Consider the following 22,545-nt stretch of genomic DNA (forward strand, 5'->3'; position numbering starts at 1 on the left):
ACGCGTCGCGGCACTCGCCGCGACGTGCGACCCCCCGGCTATGGACCCTCGCCGCCGCTCTCATCGCCCACGGGCGCCGCCACCAGCACCATCGGCGTCCACCTGGTCAGCTACCTCATCAGCCGCGGCTACTCCGCCACCTTCGCCGCCATCGCCGCCGGCTTGCTCGGCGTCCTGTCCGTCACTGGTCGACTCGTCCTCACCGGCGTCCGACGCAAGACACCGTGTCGGTCTTGTCGTGACCGGTCGAACCCTGATATCAGCCGAAAGGATGAGTTAGTCGATCATCTGGAGGCGCTTCGCCTCCTGCGGTGGTTCCTGCCCCATCATGCGACGCGCCAGGGGCATAGCCGGTTTGCCTGGATAGCCCGTATGCTCCTCCTCGCCGCCGGAGCGGCCACGAGGCTCCGGTTGTCGCCGGGCAAAGTGTGGCCAGAGCCACATGATCACCGTGTGTAATTGCCGTAGCTCATGCCTAGCCTCGTCGGATGCGTAACGACGGCAACCTCGACGACCATCACGGCCTCGGCGGACCGGCTGACCGTTCGGACGATGGCACCTACACCGATCAGGCAGCCAGCGGATTCAGGCCCCGACTCTCCAATACCGTGTCGCGGCTCGCGGGCCTCGCCGGTCTCGATAACCGGGCCGGCCGGCGGCGCCGGAACCGGATGGCGATCGTCAGCGGTGCGGCCTGCTGCCTCGGCCTGGTCGGCTTCACCCTGATTCCCGCCAATCCCGCCGACCAGTCACCAGCCCCCGACCAGCGCGCCGAGATCGCCCAGCGGGCGGAAGCCGACGCCGCCTCCCGCGGAATGGCCCGCGAGTCCGCCACCCCGGTCACCGAAAGCCCGGCCCCCTCAAGCTCCCCGTCACCGACGGCCGAGCCCACCCCCTCGGCCACGGCGACCGCGAAGCCCAAGTCGAAGCCGAAGCCGATCACCCCGGTCGCCGGGCTGGACAAGGCGCAGATGGACAACGCGACCACGATCGTCCGCACCGGGCAGAAGATGGGCGTCCCCCGCCAGGCGCTCGTCATCGCGGTGGCCACGGCGATGCAGGAGAGCAACCTGTACAACTACGCCAGCGGCGTGCTGCCGGAGTCGCAGAACTATCCGCACCAGGCGATCGGCTGGGACCACGACTCGGTCGGGCTCTTCCAGCAGCGGCCGAGCACCGGCTGGGGCGCTGTTTCGGACCTGATGAAGCCCGAGTACGCCACCCGGCAGTTCCTCACCGCCCTGTTGGAGGTCCCCGGCTGGCAGGACCTCCCGCTGACCGTCGCCGCGCAGACGGTGCAGGTGTCTGCGTTCGGGTGGCTGTACGCCCAGCATGAGTGGCGGGCCACCGAGGTCGTGAACGCCGTCCTTTCCTGACGGCCGCCCGGTGCGGCTCCTTCTGTGCCGCCTGGGTCGGCAGTGACGCGGCGTCGTGATGGGTGGCTCCGTTGAGGTCCACCAGTAGGGCGTCGGCGATCCGCCCAGCTTCAGCGGGTGTACCCGGTCCGGTCACCGGTCGGGCAGCACCACGCTGTCGGCGAACAGCGGCGAAGGTGGTGATCCGATGACACGGCCGACGACCATGCCGGCCGAGGAGGCCGTTCCCCGTAACGGAGTGCCCATCGCACCTGAACCGGGTGGCTGCTGGGCGTCCCATACGGGCTGCAGAGACAGCATGCAAGGCCTCGCCGTACGACGAAGTCGGACGACTGGACCTGGCCGAAGTGCTGGAAGCCGACGGTCATGTCGATGCCGCTGATCAGATGCTCAAGGCGAACCGTCTTCAACCGTAGCGACGACGGCGACGCGCCCGTCGACCTGCCTGCCCGGACTCGCGAGATCGTGGCGAGTAACGGATGGGGCCGAGGACCCGATCGTCACAGCGCGGCACCGAAGGGCTGATCCGGTTTCTCCTGCTGGCTCCCGTGATCTGCGCTAACCGTTCGTCCAGTTTCTCCGCGCGGTACCGAGCCACGGCGTTGACGCATACAACACCGAGGAGCAGAGAGCCAGCACCAGCGGCGGCAGTGGTCGTGGGATCGCGATCGAGGCTCCCACGAAGGCGACCTGAGGCCGGATCAGGCGGTCTCGTAGATCCGGATCTCCGGCTCGGCCTTGAGCAGCGGCGACAGTCCGGCGACCACGTCCTTGGTGAACAGGTCGCTGGACAGGTACGCCTGCGCGGCGGCCGTGGTCTGGAAGCCGTGCAGTACTTGGACGTCCTCGGCGCGTACCAGCAGCTGCTTGCTGGTCGCCCCTGGCACGGTGTCGAGGAACGGCTGCTTGTACTGCTGGTAGATGCCTGCCGCCACCGGGCGGTCGGCCTCGTTGATGGTCAGAGTGATCTCCAGGAAAGCCATGCCAATTCCCTCACTGCTATTTCGTCGGCCGTTTTCTGCTGGGACCGACGTTATGGCGTGACCACGGCGGCCGGTAGAGCTCGATGGCGAATGCCGGTATACCGAACTCGTATGGCTACACGGCGTCGGCGAGGCGGTCGGCGAGGGTCTGCAGCTCGAGTGCCTGCGGCGAGCGGGGATCCCACACCGCGGCATAGAAAATCTCCACCTCGTGGCCCTCGTCGTGCAGCGGTCGGCGTTTCGCGTTCGGGTCGGCCAGCTTCGACTCCGGCAGCACCGCGGACCCGAGCCCGAGTTGCGCCCATTCCTCCAGGACCCGGTAGCTGGCCGCCTCACCCGGGTAGACGCGTATCGGCAGCTCATGCGAGGCGAACAGGGCACGGGTGAACGAGGTCAGGCCGCAGGTGTCAGGCACCATGATCAGCTGCTTGCCGCCGATCTCGGTCAGCTCGAGCGGGGCGTCGTCGGCGGCGCGGGAGTCGACCAGCACCATCGGCTCGGATCCGATGATCCGCTGCTGGTAGCGGGGCAACGGCGCGACCGACGGGATGAGGATCAGGTCCAGCTCGCCGGCGGTCAGGCCGTCGCGCAGGTCGGCCATGTCGGTCTCGCGCAGCACCAGTTGACGCGAGCTCGGCGAGGTGTCGAGGCCGCACACCGCGCTGTAGGCGGCGGCGACCACCTTCGGGTTGATCAGCGGGGACACCCCGATGCGCAGGACGTCGTCGGGCGGGGTGTTCCACCGGCGTGCCTCGGCGGTGACCGTGTCGAGCCCGGCGAGGGCCCGCTCCACCAGCGGCAGGATGTGCGCGCCGAAGGCAGTCGGCGTCACGCCGCGCGGGGATCGCTCGAACAGGCGCTCGCCGAGACTCTCCTCCAGCTTCGCGACGCCGTTGGACAGGGCCGGCTGGCTCACGCCGTACGCCCGGGCGGCCGCGCTGAACGACCCCGTCTCCGCCACCGCCTGCGCGTAGCGCAGCCCTTCGACACTCAGCCGGTCACTCATGAGCAGACTTTATAGCGTGCGAACCTATAGCGATCGCTTATAGCCCCATTCATCATTCTGTTCTTCCGGCGACCGCGGCTCGTTTCTACTTTAATGCTGTGCCTGATTCCAGAAATGCACATGTGGCCGTCCAGGTGACGGAACCGGGCGCCCGGCCGGAAATCGCCCCGGTGCGTCCGCGTACGCCGGCGTCCGGCGAGGTGCGGATCGACGTCGAGGCGACCGGCATCTGCGGCGCGGACGCCGGCACGATTGCCGACCGTACGCCCGGGGGAGGTTTCCCGATCATTCCGGGGCACGAGGTCGCCGGGGTGATCGCCGAGGTCGGCCCGCAGGTGGCCGGCTGGCAGGTGGGGGAGCGGGTGGCCGTCGGCTGGTTCGGTGGCAGCTGTGGGCACTGCACGGCCTGCCGCACCGGCGATGTGGTGCACTGCCCGGACCGGCAGGTGCCCGGCTTGTCCTACCCGGGCGGGTGGGCCAGCACGATTACCGTCCCGGCCGCAGCCCTCGCGCGGATCCCGGACGGGCTGACCGCTGTCGAGGCGGCGCCGTTCGGCTGCGCCGGGGTGACCGTCTTCAACGCACTGCGGCACGGCGGCGCCCGGCCCGGTGACCGGGTCGCGGTGGCCGGGATCGGCGGGCTCGGACATCTCGCCGTGCAGTTCGCCGCGGCCATGGGCTATGAGACCATCGCGATCGGCCGCGGCGAGGACAAGCGGCAGGCGGCCCAGGACCTGGGCGCCCACCATTACATCGACGCCCGTGCCCAGGATCCTGGCACCGCGGTGCGTGACCTCGGTGGGGCTCGGTTGATCGTCTCCGCCGCCGCCAGCAGCAGCCAGCTCACGAGCCTGATCGATGGGCTGACCCCGCACGGCCGGCTCACCGTCGCCGGGTTCGACACGACCGCCGTGCAGTTGCCGATGGTCAAGCTGGTCATGCACGCCCGTAGCCTCACCGGCCACCTGACCGGCAGCCCGGCCGACACCGAACAGGCGATGCGCTTTGCGGTCGCCACTGGGGTCCGCCCGCTGGTGCAGACGCTGCCGCTGGCCGAGGCCGAGCGGGCCCTCCAGGTCCAGCAGGCGGGCGACGCCCGATTCCGGATGGTGCTGACCCCATGAACGACGTCGTTGTCATCGGTGCCGGCGCAGCAGGGCTCACCGCGACGACCGCGCTGCGCGCGGCCGGTCTCGACGCGATCTGCGTGGAGGCTCGCGACCGGGTGGGTGGCCGGTTGGCCACGACTGAGGGGTACGACCTGGGCGCCACCTGGTTCTGGGACGGCGAACACCGGGTCGCCGACCTCGTCGCCCGGCTCGGCGTCCCGGTCTTCGACCAGCATCGCTTCGGCGACGCGATCGTGCAGGACCACACCGGGACCCGGCGCCTTGCCGGCAACCCGATCGACGTGGTCGCCTACCGTTTCGGTCCCGGCGCCAACGCCCTGGCCGCGGGTCTTGCCGCCCAGCTTCCGGAAACGGCGCTGCGTCTGTCGATCCCGGTCACCGGCATCCGCCTCGACGGCGATACCGTCGAACTGCGCGCGGCGTCCGAGACCCTGCGCGCCCGGCAGGTCGTTCTCGCGGTCCCGCCCGCGCTTGCTGTGGCCCGCATCGACTTCCACGACGGACTTGACGCCGATCTGCTCCGCATAGCCGAAGCCACTCCGGTGTGGATGGGTGCCGTCGCCAAGGTCGTCGCCTGCTATCGCACCCCGTTCTGGCGTACGAAGGGACTTGCCGGCGCGGCGATCAGCCGGACCGGACCGTTGCGCGAGATCCACGATATGTCCGGCCCGGACGGCTCCCGCGCCGCGCTGTTCGGCTTTGCCCCCGCCGCCGTCTTGCACCCCGGCTTCGAGGCCGCGGTGACCGCTCAGCTCACCCGCATGTTCGGCCCGGAAGCCGTCCGGCCCGAGACGCTGCACGTCCAGGACTGGAATGCCGAGCGGTGGACCTCCCCACCCGGGGCGGAGCAGCGGATGGACTACGGGCTCTTCGGGCACCCCCGCTACCGGCGTCCAGCCCTGAGCGGACGGCTGCACTGGGCCTCCACCGAGACCGCTCCCGATCACGCCGGCCACATCGAAGGCGCGCTCCACGCCGGCGAACAGGCCGCCCGCGCCGTGCTGACCGCCCTCCAAGCCAGCATTGGATGACCACGACATGTTCGAGATTCCGGATCTGCTGCGCGAGTACGATCGCGCCCGCGCCTACACCGACCGGCTCTGGACCGACCTGAGCGCCGACGAGGTGGCATGGCGTCCGCACGAGAACTTCAGCGCGATCGGCTGGCACCTGGGCCACCAGGCGCACGTCGCCCACTTCATGATCCGCAACCTGACCGCCGCCGAGCCGAGCCCCGACCCGGAACTCGACCCGGTGATGGACTCCGCGAACCCGGAACCGGGCCGTGGCCGGCTGCCGGACCTGAGCCGGCTGGCCGCGTTCCGCGCCGATGTGGCCGACAGCGTCCACTGCCGCGTCGGCGCCATCCGCGACGGCCGCGTCGGCGCGCCCCAGCAGCTCACCATCGTGGCCAAGACGCTGCTGACCGCGCTGATCAACCACGAGTACCAGCATGATCAGTGGATCGGAGAGGTTCGGTCCGGCGATCTGGGGCATGCGCTGCCGGACCGCCCGAAGTCCGACCTGATCACCGAACGCGATGGATACCTCGTCGTGTGCGATCCACGCTGGTAACCGCTGGCGGACTGCGGGATGAAGGTCTCGGCCAGGTGCTGGCGGAGCACGTCGGTGAACCCGTCGGCGTCACCGGCGTGCAGGCGCTCGACGAGGATCTCGTGCTCGGTCAGGATCTCGTCGCACCGGGCCAGGAGCCGGTCGCCCTTGCTGAACAGCAGGAACCGCTGCCGGTCGGACAGTTGGTCGTTGAGTTCGCGCGCCACTGACCTGCACCATCAGGTTGGAAATGGCTCATCGGTTTCGGAGCTTTGCCCTGGCGATTTTGGACGGACCGTTCCATCTGCACGCCGTTGATTGACGTGGATCGTAGCCCCTAAAAGTTGCGCAGTTGCTTGTCGTGCCGCCTTGGTCGTCGCTGTACCTGGATCCGCACTCCGTGGGTTCGAGGGAGACCTCGGCGCTCGGAAAACACGCAGTGGTCAGGAAAGATGCCCAGAATTCGCCGGAACTCGGCTTCCCTCCAAGATGGCTATTCGACGGAGGGAGCGACTGACCGCTTAGGTCCGAGGCGTCGACGATGGAGAGACGGAGCCGCATCTTAGGCTCCGCAAGCACATCGTTGCGTCGGATATCTGCGGAACGATCGGCTGTCTTGACAGCTGATCACGGCCACCTGAACGATCACAGAACGGGATCACCTCACGCCAGCGTGGCACGGAAGGGGCATACATGCCGATCAGGGGCGGCTTCCTTCTGTTCCCGTTCTCCGCAGCCGATCAGGGACGGATCACTGCGCCGTCACTCACTGCCTCCGATGTCGCCTTCGCCGCCGCCCCGGTCGCCGGCGGCCCATTTCCGCAGGCGATGCAGTTGGCGTTCCGGCTGACGGCCGGGTCACCACTGCCGCAGGTTCGGCCGCTGTTTCCGGGGCGTCTGCGCTTCATCCCCGATCCGGCGGCACCGGGGATCACCCCGGAGCCCAGCGCCGTGCAGTTCACCTCCGCCGAGTACGCCAAGTGGCGTACCGTCGGCACGATCCGGGTCGCGGTGGATCTCGAGGCCGCCAAGGCGATGAACGACCCCGCCGTGCGTGGCGGCCTTGAGATCCTGCCGGCCGTCGTGTGGTACGGGCCGGTCCGCATCTCCGAGGAATTCCTCTTCAACACGCTACGGACGGCGCTGCGCCGGGGTCGCGTCGGAGGCACGCCGTCCATCCCACCGACCCACGCCAACTGGGCGCAGCACGCCGTCGCGCGATTCCTCGAGGGACGCTACGAGCCGGTCCTGCGTCCCGGGGCCTCGGCTGCGGCCGACGACCGGATCGCCAACGCGATGCCGACCGTGCATCCCGTTGACGCGCAGTCGAACGTCGCGCTGCGGATCACGATGGCGAGTCGGCCCGCCCCGAAGGACGGTTCGTCGAGCGAGTTCGACGCGCTCACCCCGGGCGCCGAACTCGACGACCCCGCCCATGCCGCCAATGGCGTCATCCCCGCCCGCCACGTGCTACGGGTGCTGCGCCCGCAGCTCACCGACGGCGCCGTGGGCGCGGCCGTGCCGGATGCGGTCCTGGCGACCGGCGGCACCACACCGGTCTATCGTGCGGTTCGCTTCACCCGGGTCTGGAAACCGGTCGCCGACTGCTCGGTCCACTTTCCCGCCCAACGGGTACGCGTGGCCGACGCCGCGGACACCGAGCTGGCGACCCAACGGCTGCCGGCGCACGGCATGTTCTTCTGGAGCTACCCCGCCGACGCGCCGGTGACCGACATCCGCCTCTCGATCGTCGGCGGTATGAGATGGATCGACGGCGCCGCCCCCGACGTATGGCGGTTGCCGGCGGGGAACACGCCGATCGCCGTGGACCTCGCCGCCACGCCCACCCCGCACGTACAGCTTCGGCTGCGGATGCGGGAGGCGATGCTGGTCGAGCCCCGCGATCGACCCGGCGGTTACCGCTGCACGTTCATGTCGATGCGGCGCTCCGTGCGGGCGCTCGTGGACAACCGCATCTGTGGTGGCCGGTTGAACTTCGGGCGCAGCGCCACCAACGCGGACACGGTCCGGCTGATCAACGACGCCTGGGCTGCGGTGCCCGCCCGAGCCAATATCCTGCGCAACAACCAGCCCTTGCCGAACAGCGACCCAGCTGTCGGGGCGCCGCGGATGATCCCGGTGCTGCAGGCGTTCTTCCCCGACCCGGTGCCGGCGCAGACCATCGGCGGCAGCACCAACCGCACCACCGTCTTCGACGGCGGCGAAATGGCCTACCACCTGTGGCAGAGCCGAATCGACCTGTTCCACGCCGCCGGCGCCAAGCGCAACTTCCCCACCGTCCACGTCGGACGCGGTGGCGCGGGCGCGCTGGTGGCCACCGGCCTGGCCGCCGGCTATCACCTCGACCCGACCCGCAACGCCGGAGAGACCGACGACGCCTACTTCGACCGGATCGTCGGCGACATGCTGACCGGGCTGGAGCCGGGAGCGGTGCTGCAGTTCTGGTACGACGACGCCGACTTCGAGGGCATCAAGGCCACCCAGACCAGTGCCACCGCCCACGCCATGAACGAATACGGCCATTCGCCGGTCTTCCTTCGCTACGTACGCACCGGCGGTGTTGTCACCGCCATCCGGATCATCGATCAGGGTGGCGAACGCAACTGCGCCATCCAAGGACCTGCCGGCAGCCGACGGATCGAGTGGCACGGCGACGAACAGGCCATCTGGACCACCGCGAACTGGACGGAATGAGCATGGCCATATCGGTGGACGGTCGGGCGCTGTACCCGCTCGGCGAGGCGCTCGCCGCCACGGACTTCCCGCTGGTCTCGATGCTGCCGGCCGACGCCTTCGACGGCATCTACTACCTCAGCGCCGACGCCGCGTTCGACGACACCGCGCTGGTGGTGGCCTTCGAGCTGGCCTTCGAGGGCGAGTTGGCGCTCACCCCGCCGGGCACCGACGCGATCGCCCTGGTGCTGGGCTCGGCCGGAGTCGGCTGGACCGGGGTGCGGGCCACCGTGACCATCGGCGCCGAGCCGTCGATCCTGCTCGAGGAGGTGACCCTGGGGCTGCGGCTGCGCGGCGACATCCTGCGTGACGTGGCAACCGGCGACCCCGCCTCGATCACCATCACCGCCGATCTGCGGGTGTCCGCCGACGGCTTCACTCTCGAGCGCTTCGAGGGCGCCTCACTGGCACCGGCGTACGTCGCCGACACCGACATCGTGGTCGAGGCCCACGACGTGCGGCCCGTCTTCGGTGGGATCGACCCGCCGGGCTGGCTGAGCGACCGCCCGGACTTCCACGGCCTGGCGATCGACGTGCTCTCCGTCACCCTGCCCAACGAGTACCTGCACAGCGACCCGGGGGCGGAACTGCGCCTGGAGCTGAGCGAGGCCGCCATCGACGCCGACGGGTTCACCGGCCGGCTCAGCGCCAGCTCCGACGCGCAGCACCCTGTTACCGGCACTCTGTTTGGATTCCGGTACCGCTTCCGTACCTTCGAACTCGACATCCACCGCAACACGGCGCGGACCGCGCGGTTCGGTGTCGACCTGCGGCTGACGCCGTTGGAGCAGGCCGGCGAGGAGAAGTGGGTCGCCGTCGACGTGGGGTTCGCCGCCGGCCGGCGGCTGAGCGGCGCGTTGTCCGCCGCCCAGCCGCCCGGCGCCTCCGACGATCCGCGCGACCTCGTCTCCGTCGAGTTGGCCGACGTGGCCAGGCTCGGACTCCGGGCCCTGCGCATCGAGGTCGCCGACGGCGTCGTGCGTTTCCTGTTCTCCGGAGTCGTGAGCGTACGGTTCGGTGAACCCGCGATCATCTGGCCGACGGTCGAGTTCGACGAGTTCGGCATCGGCTCGGACGGCTCACTGATCATGCCGGCCGGGGGCGTCCGGGTGCGGGACACGCTGGTCGCGAGACTCGGGCCGGTGACGTTGGGGGCCGGCCGCTTCGGCCTCGCCGTGGGCGCCGACGGCGCGCTGGTGTTCGTCCCGCCCACCGAGATCGTGGTGGCGATCGACGCTCCCGCCGTCTCCGGCGGCGGCTTCCTCTTCTTCGACCCGGTGAAGCAGCAGTACGCCGGTGGACTGCGCCTGCAGTTCGAGAAGATCACCCTCAACGCGGTCGGACTGCTGACCACCCGCCTGCCGGACGGATCGCCGGGCGTCTCGCTGCTGGTCATCGTCCAGGCGTCCGGTTTCACCCCGATCCAGTTGGGTTTCGGGTTCAGCCTCAACGGGGTCGGTGGCCTGCTGGGCATCAACCGCACCGTGGCCGTGGACGTCCTGCGCGCCGGGGTTCGCAACCGCACCCTCGACGCGATCCTGTTCTCCCCGGACGACCCGACACCGCGCGCCCCCCAGATCGTCACCGCCCTCCAGTCGGTGTTCCCGCCCGCAGGCGGCCAGCACGTGTTCGGCCCGATGGCGCAGATCGGGTGGGGCGCCCCGGTCACGCTGGTCACGATCGAACTCGCGCTGATCCTGGAGCTGCCGTCGCCGGTGCGGCTGATCGTCCTCGGCCGGATCCGGGCCGCGCTGCCCGACCCCGACCACCCCATCGTGGCCATCAACCTCGACGTGGTCGGTGTCGTCGACTTCGACCGCGGTGAACTCTCCGTCGACGCTACCCTGTACGACTCGATGGTCGGCCCGTTCGCGCTGACCGGTGACATGGCGGCGCGAGCGAACTGGGGCACCAACCCGGATTTCGCCATGGCGCTGGGCGGGTTCCATCCCGCGTACACGCCCCCGCCCGGCTTCCCGGCGCTGCGCCGGCTGACCCTGGCCCTCTCGACGGGTCAGAACCCGCGGCTGCGCATGGAGACGTACTTCGCGCTGACGTCCAACACGGTCCAGGTGGGCGCCCGGCTCGAGTTGGCTGTGGAGGTCGGCGGGTTCAGCCTCGAAGGCAACCTCGGATTCGACACCCTCATCCAGTTCACGCCGTTCCGGCTGCTCGCGGAGATCTACGCGCAACTCGCCCTCAAGCGCGGCGCGACCACCCTGATGGGCCTGAACATCCACGTGCACCTCACCGGACCATCACCCTGGGTGATCTGGGGCGAGGCCACCTTCAAGATCTTCTTCGTGAGCTTCTCGCTGCCGTTCCGGGCACAGTTCGGCAGGACACAGGACGTACCGGCCATCGCACGGCAGCAGGTGTGGCCGATCCTGCGCGACAGCCTCACCGCCGACGCCAACTGGAGCGCGCAGTTGCCACCACAGGGCGGCCGGCTGGTGGTCCTGCGCGACGGTGCCGGTGACGGCGAACTGACCGCGCATCCGTTGGGCACCCTGACGGTCTCCCAGCAGCTGGTGCCGCTGCAGCGCACCCTCGGCCTGTTCGGCTCGGTTCCCCCGAAGGACCACGACCGCTTCGCGATCGTGGCCGCCGACGGACTGGACATCGTCGGCGTCGCCACCGAGTACTTCGCACCCGCGCAGTTCCGGCAGATGAGTGACGCCGAGAAACTGGCAAGCCCCGCGTACGAGCGGATGATCTCCGGTGTCCACCTCGCCCCCGACACCGCAATCGCCGTCGGATACGTCCAGGACATGCCGCTGGACTACGAACAGTCGGTCATCCTCGACGTCGACCAGCCCAGCGCAGAACGGCTCGACGAGCGCTACGCGCCCGGTGACGGGGAGGTGGCCGCTCTGGCCCAGCACGGACCCGCCGGCACGGCGCCGTCCCGCGAGCAGGGGCGGGCGAAGTTCGCACCCCCGGTACCGGGACCGGCCGTGGCCGACCCGACCTACGTGGTGGTCGACCGGGACACGCTCACCCCGGTCCCGCTGGACGGGCTCGACGGCAGCTACACCGCCGCTGCGGAATGCGTGCGCGGCCGGACCGACCGGGACGAGTTGCAGATCGTACGGGCCGAGGAACTGGAGTTGGCATGACGGACCCCGCGGGCAGTTACCGATTCCTCGCCTGGTCCCGGCAAGGGCTCGCCGCAGCCATCCCCACCCACAACGCTCCGCCGGCCGATGACGCGGCGGTGCGGCTGCCCGTGACCCTCACCGTCGCCCAAGGACAGTCCGGCACCGAAGACATCAGCCGAACGGTGCGCCTGTACGGCCCGGGCGACGTGGTCGGACTGGACACCAGCCAGATCATCCGCCGGGAACCCCGACCGGGAACCACCGACTTCGAGCCCAACTACTTTCCGCTGGTGGAGTTCGACGCCCCGGAGCTGCCGTGGCTGCTCAGCCCGCAGCCCGGCGGCGACCGACTGCGCCCCTGGCTGGCGCTGGTGGTGCTGCGGCGGCAGGTCACGCAGATCGTGGCGGACCCGCGCCGGCCGCTGCCGTCGCTGCGCCTGACCGCCGGCGACGCCCGAGACGAACTGCCGGACCTGACCGAGTCGTGGGCGTGGGCCCACGCCCAGATCACCGGGGGCGCCGTCACGCCACAGCAGGCGCTGGACGGGCGCTCACCCGAGTTGACCCTGTCCCGACTGGTGTGTCCCCGCCGGCTACAGCCACACACGGCGTACGTGGCCTGCCTCGTGCCGGTGTACCGGGCCGGTGTCCAGGCGGGCCTCGGCCAGCCGGTCACCCCCAGCGCCGAACTGGCCTGGCCGCCACCGGGCGGCTGGCAGGACGCGACGGGGACCATCGAACTGCCGGTGTACGACCACTGGGAGTTCACCACGGCCGAAGCCGGCGACTTCGAGACCCTGGTACGCCGGTTGCGTCCCCGGCCGGTCGGCGCGGACGTCGGCGCGATGCCGGTCGACATCTCCGCCGCCGGCCCCGACTTCGCCGACCTGGCATTGACCGAACCGACCGTGCTGCCGTTCGAAGGCGCGCTCACCTCGCCCGACCTGCCGGCCCGGCAATGGCCGCCCGGTGTGCAGCAGCCGGTCGCGCAGCGGCTGGAGGACCTGATCGAGGCGCCGCCCGGCGTCGACCTCACCGTGCTGCGCCCACCCATCTACGGCGCGTACCAGGCCGCAACCCCGGACACGCTGCCGGAGACCGGCCGGCCTTGGCTGCGGGAGCTGAACCTCGACCCTGGCTGGCGGGCGGCAGCGGCCCTGGGAGCCCGGGTGGTGCAGGACAACCAGGAACAGCTGATGGCCTCGGCGTGGGAACAGGCCGGCGAACTGGAACGGGCCAACAGCCTGCTGCGGCAGGCGCAGCTGGCCCGGGCGACGGCCGCGGCGGTCCGGGACAAGCACCTGGACGGGCTGCCCCCCGACGCGGCCGTGCGGGTCACCGCGCCGGTGCACAGCCGGGTTCGCCTCACTCCTGACGGCTCCCCGCCCGGCCCGGACGCCCGACACACCCTGCGAGCCAGCGTGAAGGCCAGCGTCTTCCCGTCGGCGGCACTCTCCGCGCCGTTTCGTCGCGCGGTCCGTCCGGCGGGCCCGCTCGGCCGCCGGCTGCCCGGATCAGCCCAGGCTGCCACCGCCGAACTCGCCACAGGATTGTCGCGGGGCCGACTGCGGGTGCCGATCCGCCCGCCCCGCGGCGGCGCCGACTTCGACGAGGTGGGCGACCGGGTCGGCGGCCAGAACCGGCCACGGATGCTGCACCTGCGCGAGAACGTGCCGCACGCCGGTGGCTGGCGGAAGATCGCCGGAGACGACCCCGACGCCGGCGGCTTCTACGTCGGCGGTGACCCCAACCCGCCGCCCCCGCCACCCGCCACCGACCCGACCGACGGCGCAGGGGACATCGAACGGCCGCCCGCACTCCTGGCCGCCGAGGCGGCAGAGCCGGCGGCCGGGCTGCTGCCGGTCGACGACCGGTGGCAGATCGACGAACCGGGGCGGCGTGGAGACCGGCTCCGCGGCATCAACAACCGGTTCCAGGCCGCCGCCGAGTTCCTCCTGCAGCACCTGCCCGCCACCGTCGAGACACTGGCAGCGGCAGGCCCCGAGCTCAGCCTCCCCGCGGTCGCCTCGGCGATGGTGGATGCCGGCGGACAACTGGAACCGGACACGAGCGTCGCCCGCGAGGTGGTCGCTCTCGTACCGGCGGCGCCGCCCACCGGCGACCCGCTGCGACCCCGCGCGGCGGCGCCCCGGTTCCCGCAGCCGATGAGCGGCCCACTCTCCGCCGTGGACCGCCAGATGATGCTGCCCGGCATCGACGGCATCGCCGACGACAGCGTGGCGGTGCTGGTCGGCAACGCCCGCTTCATCGAGGCGTACATGACCGGGCTCAACCACGAACTGAGCCGCGAACTGCTGTGGCGAGGACTGCCCACCGACCCGGGCGCAACCTTCGCCGACCGGTTCTGGGACGCTCGGGGAAACCCCGACCAGGCCGGCGACCCGCCGTCGCAACTGCCACCGATCGGAAGCTGGACCGCCGACCTTGGCGACAACGCCACCGCCGTCGGCGGTCCCGGCATGCTCGTGCTGATGATCAGAGGCCGGCTGCTGCTGCGCTACCCCCACACCGTCGTGTACGCCGCCAAGGCGGTGCCGAAAACCGACGCCACCGGCGCGCCGGTGCCCGGCCCTGACGGCAGTCCCATACCCACCCCGGGCCCGCTGCAGCGCTATCCCCAGTTCCGCGGCACCATCGATCCCGACGTCACCTACCTGGGCTTCGACCTCACTATCGAGGCCGCACGCGGCGGTGACGGCGACCTCGGCTGGTTCTTCGTCATCCAGGAACAGCCCACCGCCCCGCGGTTCGGGCTCGACGAACCACCCGGCCCGTCGCCGACGACACCGCACAGCTGGTCCGACCTGGACTGGTCCCACGTGAGCCCCGCCGGCTCCACCGGCACCCACGCTGCGGTGGCCGGGCCGCTGGCGGCCACACCGACGACCCTGCCCGTCCTGTCCGGCCGCGCCCTGCCCACCGCCACCTGGGGCGCCGACGCCGCACAGATGGCCGCCATCACCTACCAGCGGCCCATGCGGGTCGCGATCCACGCCCGTACCGCCCTGCCCAACCCATGATCATCGAGCCTGTCGGGCCGCGTCTCACCGGGGCAGCCAACTCCTGGGAGACCCGGCCCGCCGACGCCCGCCAGCAGAAGCCGAGGACACCGTGACCAGGCCGCCGCAGAAGCCGACGCCGGCACCCAAACCCATGCCGTCGCCACCGCCGGCGCTCACCGGGATCAGCGCGCCGGCCCGTCCCACCGACCCCGCCCGGGCACTGCCCGGCGACCATCTCATCGCCACCGGAACCGGATTCGGCTCCGGCACCGACACCGCGGCGGCCGTGCTCGTCAGCACCGACAGCGGCCCGACGCTGCCGGCACGGATCATCACCTGGACCGACGGGCAGATCCGGTTCGCGTTCCCCGACGCCACCGGCGCCCCAGGGCCCAAGCAGGTGAGGGTACGCACCAGCATCGGCACGAGCACCGCGATCAGCGTGATGCTGGAGGACACCCCGCGGCTCTCCGCCGCGCCGGTGGCGTTGCTGCCGCTGGGCGTGCAGACCCGGTTCATGGCCGACGGGCAGGAACTGTGGGTACGGGTCCTGCCCGACACCGTGCACGTGAACAGCCACGACGAACGGCTCACCGCGGAGGAGGCCGAACTCGGACGCCGCTACCGCGACGCCGCCGGCGACCGCGACGACATCTGGCTGGACCTGACCACCCGCTTCGGCGCGCCGCGCGCCGAATGGATCGTGCGAGCCACCCTGTCCGGGACGGTCGTGGTGCGAAACAGCCCGTGGGCACGGGCGGCCCGCACCCGACTCCTGCCCCGACGGCTGTACGCGACGGCATACGACGACGTGGGCAACGTCATCGCGCAGCAGCACGGCCAGCCGATTCCGTTCGAACTGCCCATCGGTCCGGACCTGGCCGCCACCGCAGGCGACCCCAGCCGCGACCCGGGAATGCGCTGGATGGTGGACTTCGAAGAGGCCCATGCCTGCGGCATGGCGATGAAGCTGCGGCTGCCCGACCCGCCACCGCAGCGGATCGCCCGACTCGTCGTCGTGGGCGCCGAAACGTCACTCACCCCCGAGCAGGGCGCCCGTGAACTCGCCGACACCCTCGCCGCCCACCGGTACACCCGAGGCATCGGGTTCCTCAACGACGGCACCCCGACGAACCTCACCCCCGACGCCGGCACCGGCCCCGCCGGCGCCCCCCGCCCACCGGACACCCAGACACCGGTGGCGGATCTCGGCAACGCCGCCGCCACCGCGTGGACCCTCGGACTCGCCGCGGACGACGTCGGAGTGCTCGCCGCGACGCCGTCCGCCGCCGACGGCGCCGCCCTGCGTCGTGCCCGCCACGACATGAACACCGCCCTGTGGCCGGCGACCCTGGGCTACTTCCTGGCGCACATGTTCGCGCCGGTCGTCCCACCCGACGCCGTCGAACCCGTGCGCGAGCACTTCACCGACTGGGTACGCGGCGCCGGCCCCCAGCCGGTGCTGCGCATCGGCGAGCAGCCGTACGGTGTGCTGCCGGTCCTGCCACTGGACCAGTGGGCACCAGGCGACGACGAGCGCCCCGTCGCCACCCTCGCCACGTTCCTGCGCGACTCGCTGCGTCCGGTCTGGCGAGCCTCCGCGGCGTCGGTGCCCCGCATCGGCGACCAGCCGCCCGGCGAAACATCCAGCGAGAACCCACTGCTCACGGTGCTGTCGATGCAGCCCACCTCGGTGAGCATCCGCGGCCGCAGCGTACTCGCCATGCCCTTCGTCGACGCCGCATGGCGGTTCATCGGCAACCGCCTGTCCACCCAATGGCGCACCGAACAGGCGTCGCTGGCCCGCGCCGCCCTCGACACCCACGGCCTGCCCGACGCCCAGCCGAACCTCGAGCAGACGGTGTTCGCCGCGAACTACTTCCCGGTGCCCTTCCCGCTAGTGCAATCCGGTGGCGACCGGGCCCAGCCGCCGAGCACCGACTGGCTCACCCTCCTGGCCGAGGCCCACTGGCGGGACCTGCGCCAGGACGCGTTCCCGCTGGACGAGCGGCCCCTGCTGTACCTGCTGCTGCGCCACTCGCTGCTGGTGGCCTACCTCTTCGCCGCCGCGCAACTCGACCCGGCCGAACCGTGGCACGGCGGCGAACCGAGCATGTACGGCATCGACGAGATCGACGACAACCTCGCCGCACCCCGTCCCCGCATGGTCTGGGAGCGGCTCACCGCCACCACCACGACCGGCGTCGCGAAAGGTGACCTGCTCGACGCCGACCCGCAACCGCCGCTGGCCACCGTCCGGGCAGCGATCAGGAGGCTCGCCGGCGCGCCCGTGCACCTCCTGGAACAGGTCGCCGCGGAGACCCTCGACCTGTGCGCGTACCGCCTGGACGCCTGGATCACGTCGTTCGCGCAGCGCCGGCTGCACACGATCCGAGGCGACCACGGCGCCGGGGGAGTGCACCTGGGCGCGTACGGCATCGTCGAGGACATCCGCCGCGGCGACGGCGGCACCAGCGCCGGCTACGTCCACACCCCCTCGCCGGCACACGCCACCGCAGCGGCGATCCTCGCCAGCGGCTACCTTTCCCACCCCGACGGCAGCGGCCACCGCCACCCCTTCGGGATCGACCTGTCATCCGAACGGGTACGGGCAGCCCTGTCGCTTCTCGACGGGGTCCGCGCCGGCCAACAACTCGGCGCCCTGCTCGGCTACCGTTTCGAACGGCTGCTGCAGGACAGGGGCCTGGCCCGATTCATCGACGACTTCCGGACCCTGGCCCCGCTGCCGGTCACCGGCACCGCCCCGCCCGGAACGGCCGCGGAGGCCGTGGCGACACGCAACGTCGCCGACGGCCTCGACCTGCACCGCCGGTGGGTGGCCGCCGGGCGCGTCCCCGCCCCCGGCTGGCCGGCCAGCGACGCCCTCCAGCCGGTGTTCGAGCAAATCGACGACGCCGTGGACGCCCTGGGCGACATCCTTCTCACCGAGGGCGTGTTCCAGCTGGGCCGGGGCAACGCCGACCGTTCCGCCGCCGCCCTGCGCGCCGCCGCCCACCCCGATGGTGCGCTGCCGGAACTGGAAGCCATCTACACGCCGCACTCCGGGACCGCCACCACCCACCGACTCGCCGTGCTGCTGCCCGGCGATCTCCCCGCCACGCCGGGCTGGACCCCCGACGCCGGGTACGCCCGACGAGCGGCCGCAGAGCCGCGGCTGGACGCATGGGCCGGCCGGCTGCTCGGCGACCCGAAGCGGGTCCATTACCGCGTGCGTTACCTCGACCCCGCCAGCGGCGAGGTCCTCGACGAAGAGGAACGCCGGCTCGACCAGCTCGTGCCGGCGCTGTCCCCGCTGGACGTGGTGTACGCCGCCGTGGCCGCCGAACAACACCAGCTCTCCGAACTGGAGCAGCGCATCGTCTACGACGCGGCTCGCACGCGACCCGCCACCGTATCGGCGGACGCCAGGATCCAGGTGACGGCAAGCCGGCAACCCGAGCTCCCCCACAAGATCGGCTTGCTCGAACTCATGGAGCTGGCCCAGGCGGTGCGGGAAACCATCGCCGGCGCGCGTCCGATGACCCCGGACGACCTGTCCCTGCCCGAGGTGCCCGGCACCGCCGTCGTCGACCTCGCCGAGGTCCGGGCCCGAGCCGACGCGGCCGTGGCCGCGTTGCACACCGCGGAGGCCGCCTTGGCCAGCGCGATGGCCACGCCCGCCGGCGAGCCGATGCGGGCGGCGCTGCTGGCGGCCAGCGCGCTGGGCGTGCCGGGCGCAGTGCCGGTGTCCGCGTCCGGTGACACGCCCTCGGCCCGCGCGGATCTGCTGACGCAGGCCGCGGTCGTCGCCACGGAGGTGCGCCGCCGGCTCAACCAGCTCGACGGGTTGCCCACACCGGCACCCGACGACACAGCCGGCCGCGTCGCCGACGCGCTCGCCCGGCTGCGTGCGGTTCTCGGCAGCGACTTCCGGGCCCTGCCCCGTTACACCGCGCCGCCAGCCGGACACCCGGCCCAGGTCGACGTCGGGTTCCCCACCACCGAGACGCTGCTGGCGGGCGACCCGTTCGCCGCCACCCGCTGGTTCCAGCAACTCGCCAGGGTTCGAGACGGTGCCCAGCGTCTGGGCGATCTGATGCTCTACGCCGACGCGCTCGGCGGCGTCGACCCGCTCGCCTTCGCGGTCGCCCAGCTTCCCGCCACGCCGGGAGACCGCTGGCTGGGTCTGCCGTTCGGCAGCACACCACCGGCGGGGCGGGTCTCGCTCGTGGCGCTGCTACCCGCCGGCAAGCTGCGACCGGCCACGACGATGACCGGTCTGATCATCGAGCAGTACAGCGAGGTGCTGCCCGCGCGGGCGAAGACCACCGGTCTGGCGCTGCACTACGACCAGCCCAACGCCACGCCCCCACAGGCGATCGTCGTCGCCGTGCCGCCACGGCCCGGCGAGGAGTGGACCTTGCAGACCCTGGGCGCGACGGTCGACGACACCCTCGACCTGGCGAAGCTGCGGATGGTCGACCTGGACTCGCTGCAGGACGTGGGCCAGTTCCTGCCGGCGACATACCTGGCCTACAACGGCAAGGGGGTCACCGTTGCCACCGACTTCCTGGCCGGCAGGGGAGTGCCGCTGGCCTGACCGCGCGTCGAGCCTCGGCAACCTCCCATCCGCTCACCCGCACGATGCCTGAAAGGGACCACAACATGCCTGACGCGCCGCGGCTGGACACCGTCACCCCGGCCTCGGCAGCGGCCGGGGCCCCACTCACCCTGGCCGGGGCCGCGTTCGGCGACCGTACGGAAGCCTCAGCCGTACGGTTCCGCGTCCCCGGCGACACCGCCGCGCCGGTGATCGCAACTGTCGACAGTTGGTCCGCCACCAGCATCGTCGTCCGCGTCCCGTCGCTGGTGTCGTTCGGATCCGGCGGACCCCTCGAGGTCGTCGTGCACACCGACACCGGCGACAGCGCACCCGCACCGTTTCTCATCGAGGAGACGGCTCCACCGGCGATCACCACCATCGACCCGGCACGCGGACTCGAGCACACCACCATCACCGTCACCGGCGAACGCTTCGGCCGGCGCAGCGCCGGCTCGGCGGTCGTGTTCCGGGCGCCGGGCCCCCGAGACGTGCCGGCACCCATCGAGGCGTGGACGCCGACGTCGGTGACCGTGCGGGTGCCCGCCCTCGACGCACTCGACGGCGCCGGTGAGCGACCCCTGGTGATGACCACCCCGTGGGGGCGTACCGAACCAGCCTCCTTCCTGCTCGGCGAACTGCCCCAGGTGACCGGCGTGGTTCCGTCCATCCCGGCACCTGGCGCCACGATCACCGTGCAGGGTCGGGCGTTCGGAACTGCCGACGCCGGCAGCCTCGACCTGGTCGCCGTCTACGCCACGCCTGATCCCCGACCGCCACATGCCACCGCCCCGACGATCCTGTCCTGGACCGACACCGAGATCCGGGCGGAACTGCCCGACCTGCACGGTCTGCGCACCACTGGTTCCCGCGACGTCATCGTCACCAGCGAATGGGGACCAAGCCTCCCGAACCAGCCCAGCCGTATCCTGATCGAGAGCCGTGCCTCGATCACCTCCTGGACCCGGCTCGAGCCGCACGCCCGAACCTCTGACCTGCAACAAGGGCTGCAGCTCGGGCTGCAAGCGCAGGTGTACGACGCCCTGTGGCTGCTCGGTAGGCAATGGCAGATGAGGGAACTGCGCGGTAGCGACGCCGGCTCCCCGGTCGCGGTGCGGGTGGAGGGCATCTCGACCCCCCTGGCCCGGTGGCGGCCCGCCAACGGCCAGCCCGAGGACGCACCAACGGGTGTACCCCTGGAAGCCGTCGTGGAACGCGAGCGGGTCATCCCCCCGACGGGGTCCGCCTCCGCCCCGTTCGACGACCTGCGGCTGGCCGCTGAGGCCGGTCTGCACCTGCTGCGTCTGATCACCGCGAACCTACGTGACGCCCGCAAGAGCGACGACTATCGCGCCCGGTTCCTTCGCGCTTTCCCGCTGCAGCCACCGGCCGATCCGGCGGCACTGGACACGCGCAGCCGCCGCTTCCTCGCCGTCACCGCCGGTCGAGCGCCCGACAGTGGACGGATCTATGCCGCCTACCAGGGTGCGCTGGGCGCGAACCCGACCCTGCCGAACCAGCCACCGATCAACGGTAACGACCGCGCCGCCGTCCTCACCGCCGTACGGCAGTGGTACGCCTGGTGCGCCGAGCTGTTCAGCGAACCGGTGGCGGACACCTCCGCCTGGGACCGGCAGCGCATGGAGTACGCATTCGCCGCGGGCTCCGGCGATCTGCTGCTGACCGCACCAGAACACGACGGTGGGCACCTCGACTGGTATTCCTTTTCACGACGAATCCCCACACCCGCGACATCCCTGGGCGCACCTGCAGCGGGGCGGGAACCAGAGGAATTCACCCGCGTAGCCATACCGAATCCGGTCAGCTACCCCGGAATGCCGATGCCTCGATGGTGGGAACTGGAAGACGGCCGCGTGGACTTCGGCTCGATCGCGGCCGCGCCGAGCGACCTGCTGACTCTCGTCCTCGTCGAGTTCGCCACCGTGTACGGCAACGACTGGTTCACTGTGCCCCTGGACGCAGTGGCCGTGGGAACACTGTGTGAACTGACGTCGGCGACCGTGACCGACGCGTTCGGGGTGTCGATCACGATCAGCCCGTTCGGCGACGGAGCAGGCACCGATTGGCGGATGTTCGAGCTCGCGAGCGACGACGGCACAGCGGACGCCGGCAATGCCATGCTGCTGCTCGACGCGCTGCCGACAACCCAGGAATCCCGTCCGCTGGAGGATGTCCTGCTGCTACGCGACGAGATGGCGAACATGGCCTGGGCGGTGGAGAAGACCGTCCAGAGCCGTACCGGCCGCCCGCTGGATCTGCACGAGGACGAGGTGACCCGGCGGGCGGGGCAACAAGCCGACGGCGACGGCCTTCGGCGGTACCTGCTACAGACGCCGGTACCCCGCAACTGGGTTCCGCTGCTGCCCAGGTTCGACCGCGACGGGACCGGTAGCGTCACCGGGCGATGGCTGGCGCGGGGCGCCATGCGTGAACCAGTCGGCGGCGCCGTCATCCCACCGCGCGGAAGACTCCTGGAGCCTGGTACCCCGTTGGAAATCTATGACGAGGAGGTGCCACGGACAGGGGTGAGGCTGACCCGACTGTGGACATTGGGTCGGTCTGCGGATGGCCGGAGTCACCTGTGGCGGGCACGCCGCAAAGGCCCGGGCCGCGGCGAAGGCTCCAGCGGCATTCGGTTCGACACCACCACAGGGGCGTAAGAGCGACCAGAATAGGGCAGCCTCCGCGGAATGCTGTGCGACGCCGGGTGGACCGTCCAGGCCTTGCGGCGCTAGGGACGATGGCCGGGCACGCCAGCGTGACCACGAGTATGAACGTCTACGTGCACATGACGCGGCGGCATCACGAGCCGGCGCGGTAGATCGTCGGGGGACTTCCTTGGCGTCGACGAGCTGACGGCCGCCGGGCGGTAGGCCGGACCCGCACGGCGCAGCGGGCGCGAGCCGGTGGGGTTGGCTCGCCGCTCGCTGTCGGCCCAGTCCCACCACGTGAAGACCTCGGGGGCTCCGCCCAGAACCCGGCCCACGTTAAGTGCTT

General features: G+C 71.2%; 12 protein-coding genes. 10 read left to right on the forward strand and 2 right to left on the reverse strand.

The window, feature by feature from the left end:
- The first annotated feature begins 671 nt into the window (after positions 1 to 671).
- The gene (locus AB0L34_RS03560) at positions 672 to 1,376 is read left to right on the forward strand and encodes a peptidase M23 (protein ID WP_363701555.1); all 705 of its coding nucleotides are present in this window, start codon (positions 672 to 674) and stop codon (positions 1,374 to 1,376) included.
- Between the two features lie 701 nt (positions 1,377 to 2,077).
- Here the strand turns inward: AB0L34_RS03560 and AB0L34_RS03565 are convergent.
- Together AB0L34_RS03565 and AB0L34_RS03570 are read right to left on the reverse strand one after the other, a co-directional pair.
- Positions 2,078 to 2,359 (reverse strand): hypothetical protein, encoded by a 282-nt coding sequence (locus AB0L34_RS03565; RefSeq protein ID WP_363701557.1) that lies wholly within the window; start codon positions 2,357 to 2,359, stop codon positions 2,078 to 2,080.
- A 115-nt stretch (positions 2,360 to 2,474) separates the two neighbouring features.
- Positions 2,475 to 3,365 carry a LysR family transcriptional regulator gene (locus AB0L34_RS03570; RefSeq protein ID WP_363701559.1) on the reverse strand — a complete coding sequence of 297 codons (891 nt, stop codon included), beginning with the start codon at positions 3,363 to 3,365 and terminating at the stop codon, positions 2,475 to 2,477.
- Between the two features lie 98 nt (positions 3,366 to 3,463).
- Here AB0L34_RS03570 and AB0L34_RS03575 point away from each other — a divergent pair, with 98 nt between their 5' ends.
- The 9 genes from AB0L34_RS03575 (at position 3,464) to AB0L34_RS03615 (ending at position 22,208) form a co-directional block, all read left to right on the forward strand.
- Positions 3,464 to 4,489: an alcohol dehydrogenase catalytic domain-containing protein gene (locus tag AB0L34_RS03575; RefSeq protein ID WP_363701561.1), complete on the forward strand. Its 1,026-nt coding sequence runs from the start codon at positions 3,464 to 3,466 to the stop codon at positions 4,487 to 4,489.
- A complete protein-coding gene (locus AB0L34_RS03580) occupies positions 4,486 to 5,526 on the forward strand; it encodes an FAD-dependent oxidoreductase (protein WP_363701562.1) in 1,041 nt (346 codons plus the stop codon). Before AB0L34_RS03575 ends, AB0L34_RS03580 begins: the two co-directional genes overlap by 4 nt.
- 7 nt (positions 5,527 to 5,533) lie before the next feature.
- The gene (locus AB0L34_RS03585) at positions 5,534 to 6,070 is read left to right on the forward strand and encodes a DinB family protein (protein WP_363701564.1); all 537 of its coding nucleotides are present in this window, start codon (positions 5,534 to 5,536) and stop codon (positions 6,068 to 6,070) included.
- 35 nt (positions 6,071 to 6,105) lie between these two features.
- Positions 6,106 to 6,279, forward strand: a complete 174-nt coding sequence (locus tag AB0L34_RS03590; RefSeq protein WP_363701566.1) for a hypothetical protein — start codon at positions 6,106 to 6,108, stop codon at positions 6,277 to 6,279.
- Positions 6,280 to 6,742: 463 nt separating this feature from the next.
- On the forward strand, positions 6,743 to 8,764 hold the full coding sequence (locus AB0L34_RS03595) for a hypothetical protein (protein ID WP_363701567.1): 2,022 nt from the start codon (positions 6,743 to 6,745) through the stop codon (positions 8,762 to 8,764).
- Between the two features lie 2 nt (positions 8,765 to 8,766).
- Positions 8,767 to 11,922, forward strand: coding sequence for a DUF6603 domain-containing protein (locus AB0L34_RS03600; protein WP_363701568.1), 3,156 nt, complete (start codon positions 8,767 to 8,769; stop codon positions 11,920 to 11,922).
- Positions 11,919 to 14,945: a hypothetical protein gene (locus AB0L34_RS03605; protein ID WP_363701569.1), complete on the forward strand. Its 3,027-nt coding sequence runs from the start codon at positions 11,919 to 11,921 to the stop codon at positions 14,943 to 14,945. Before AB0L34_RS03600 ends, AB0L34_RS03605 begins: the two co-directional genes overlap by 4 nt.
- A 133-nt stretch (positions 14,946 to 15,078) precedes the next feature.
- Positions 15,079 to 19,527, forward strand: a complete 4,449-nt coding sequence (locus AB0L34_RS03610) for a hypothetical protein (protein ID WP_363701571.1) — start codon at positions 15,079 to 15,081, stop codon at positions 19,525 to 19,527.
- A 65-nt stretch (positions 19,528 to 19,592) separates the two neighbouring features.
- Positions 19,593 to 22,208 carry an IPT/TIG domain-containing protein gene (locus AB0L34_RS03615; protein ID WP_363701573.1) on the forward strand — a complete coding sequence of 872 codons (2,616 nt, stop codon included), beginning with the start codon at positions 19,593 to 19,595 and terminating at the stop codon, positions 22,206 to 22,208.
- The last annotated feature ends 337 nt before the right edge of the window (positions 22,209 to 22,545 follow it).

The sequence above is a fragment of the Micromonospora sp. NPDC052213 genome (genome assembly GCF_040679695.1).
Classification (GTDB): domain Bacteria; phylum Actinomycetota; class Actinomycetes; order Mycobacteriales; family Micromonosporaceae; genus Micromonospora.

What these genes read in the sequence shown, in the direction of transcription:
- AB0L34_RS03560 (WP_363701555.1), top strand. Translation starts at nt 672, where the DNA reads ATGGCGATCGTCAGCGGTGCGGCCTGCTGCCTCGGCCTGGTCGGCTTC.
- AB0L34_RS03565 (WP_363701557.1), bottom strand. Translation starts at nt 2,359, where the DNA reads ATGGCTTTCCTGGAGATCACTCTGACCATCAACGAGGCCGACCGCCCG.
- AB0L34_RS03570 (WP_363701559.1), bottom strand. Translation starts at nt 3,365, where the DNA reads ATGAGTGACCGGCTGAGTGTCGAAGGGCTGCGCTACGCGCAGGCGGTG.
- AB0L34_RS03580 (WP_363701562.1), top strand. Translation starts at nt 4,486, where the DNA reads ATGAACGACGTCGTTGTCATCGGTGCCGGCGCAGCAGGGCTCACCGCG.
- AB0L34_RS03585 (WP_363701564.1), top strand. Translation starts at nt 5,534, where the DNA reads ATGTTCGAGATTCCGGATCTGCTGCGCGAGTACGATCGCGCCCGCGCC.
- AB0L34_RS03595 (WP_363701567.1), top strand. Translation starts at nt 6,743, where the DNA reads ATGCCGATCAGGGGCGGCTTCCTTCTGTTCCCGTTCTCCGCAGCCGAT.
- AB0L34_RS03600 (WP_363701568.1), top strand. Translation starts at nt 8,767, where the DNA reads ATGGCCATATCGGTGGACGGTCGGGCGCTGTACCCGCTCGGCGAGGCG.
- AB0L34_RS03605 (WP_363701569.1), top strand. Translation starts at nt 11,919, where the DNA reads ATGACGGACCCCGCGGGCAGTTACCGATTCCTCGCCTGGTCCCGGCAA.
- AB0L34_RS03610 (WP_363701571.1), top strand. Translation starts at nt 15,079, where the DNA reads ATGCCGTCGCCACCGCCGGCGCTCACCGGGATCAGCGCGCCGGCCCGT.
- AB0L34_RS03615 (WP_363701573.1), top strand. Translation starts at nt 19,593, where the DNA reads ATGCCTGACGCGCCGCGGCTGGACACCGTCACCCCGGCCTCGGCAGCG.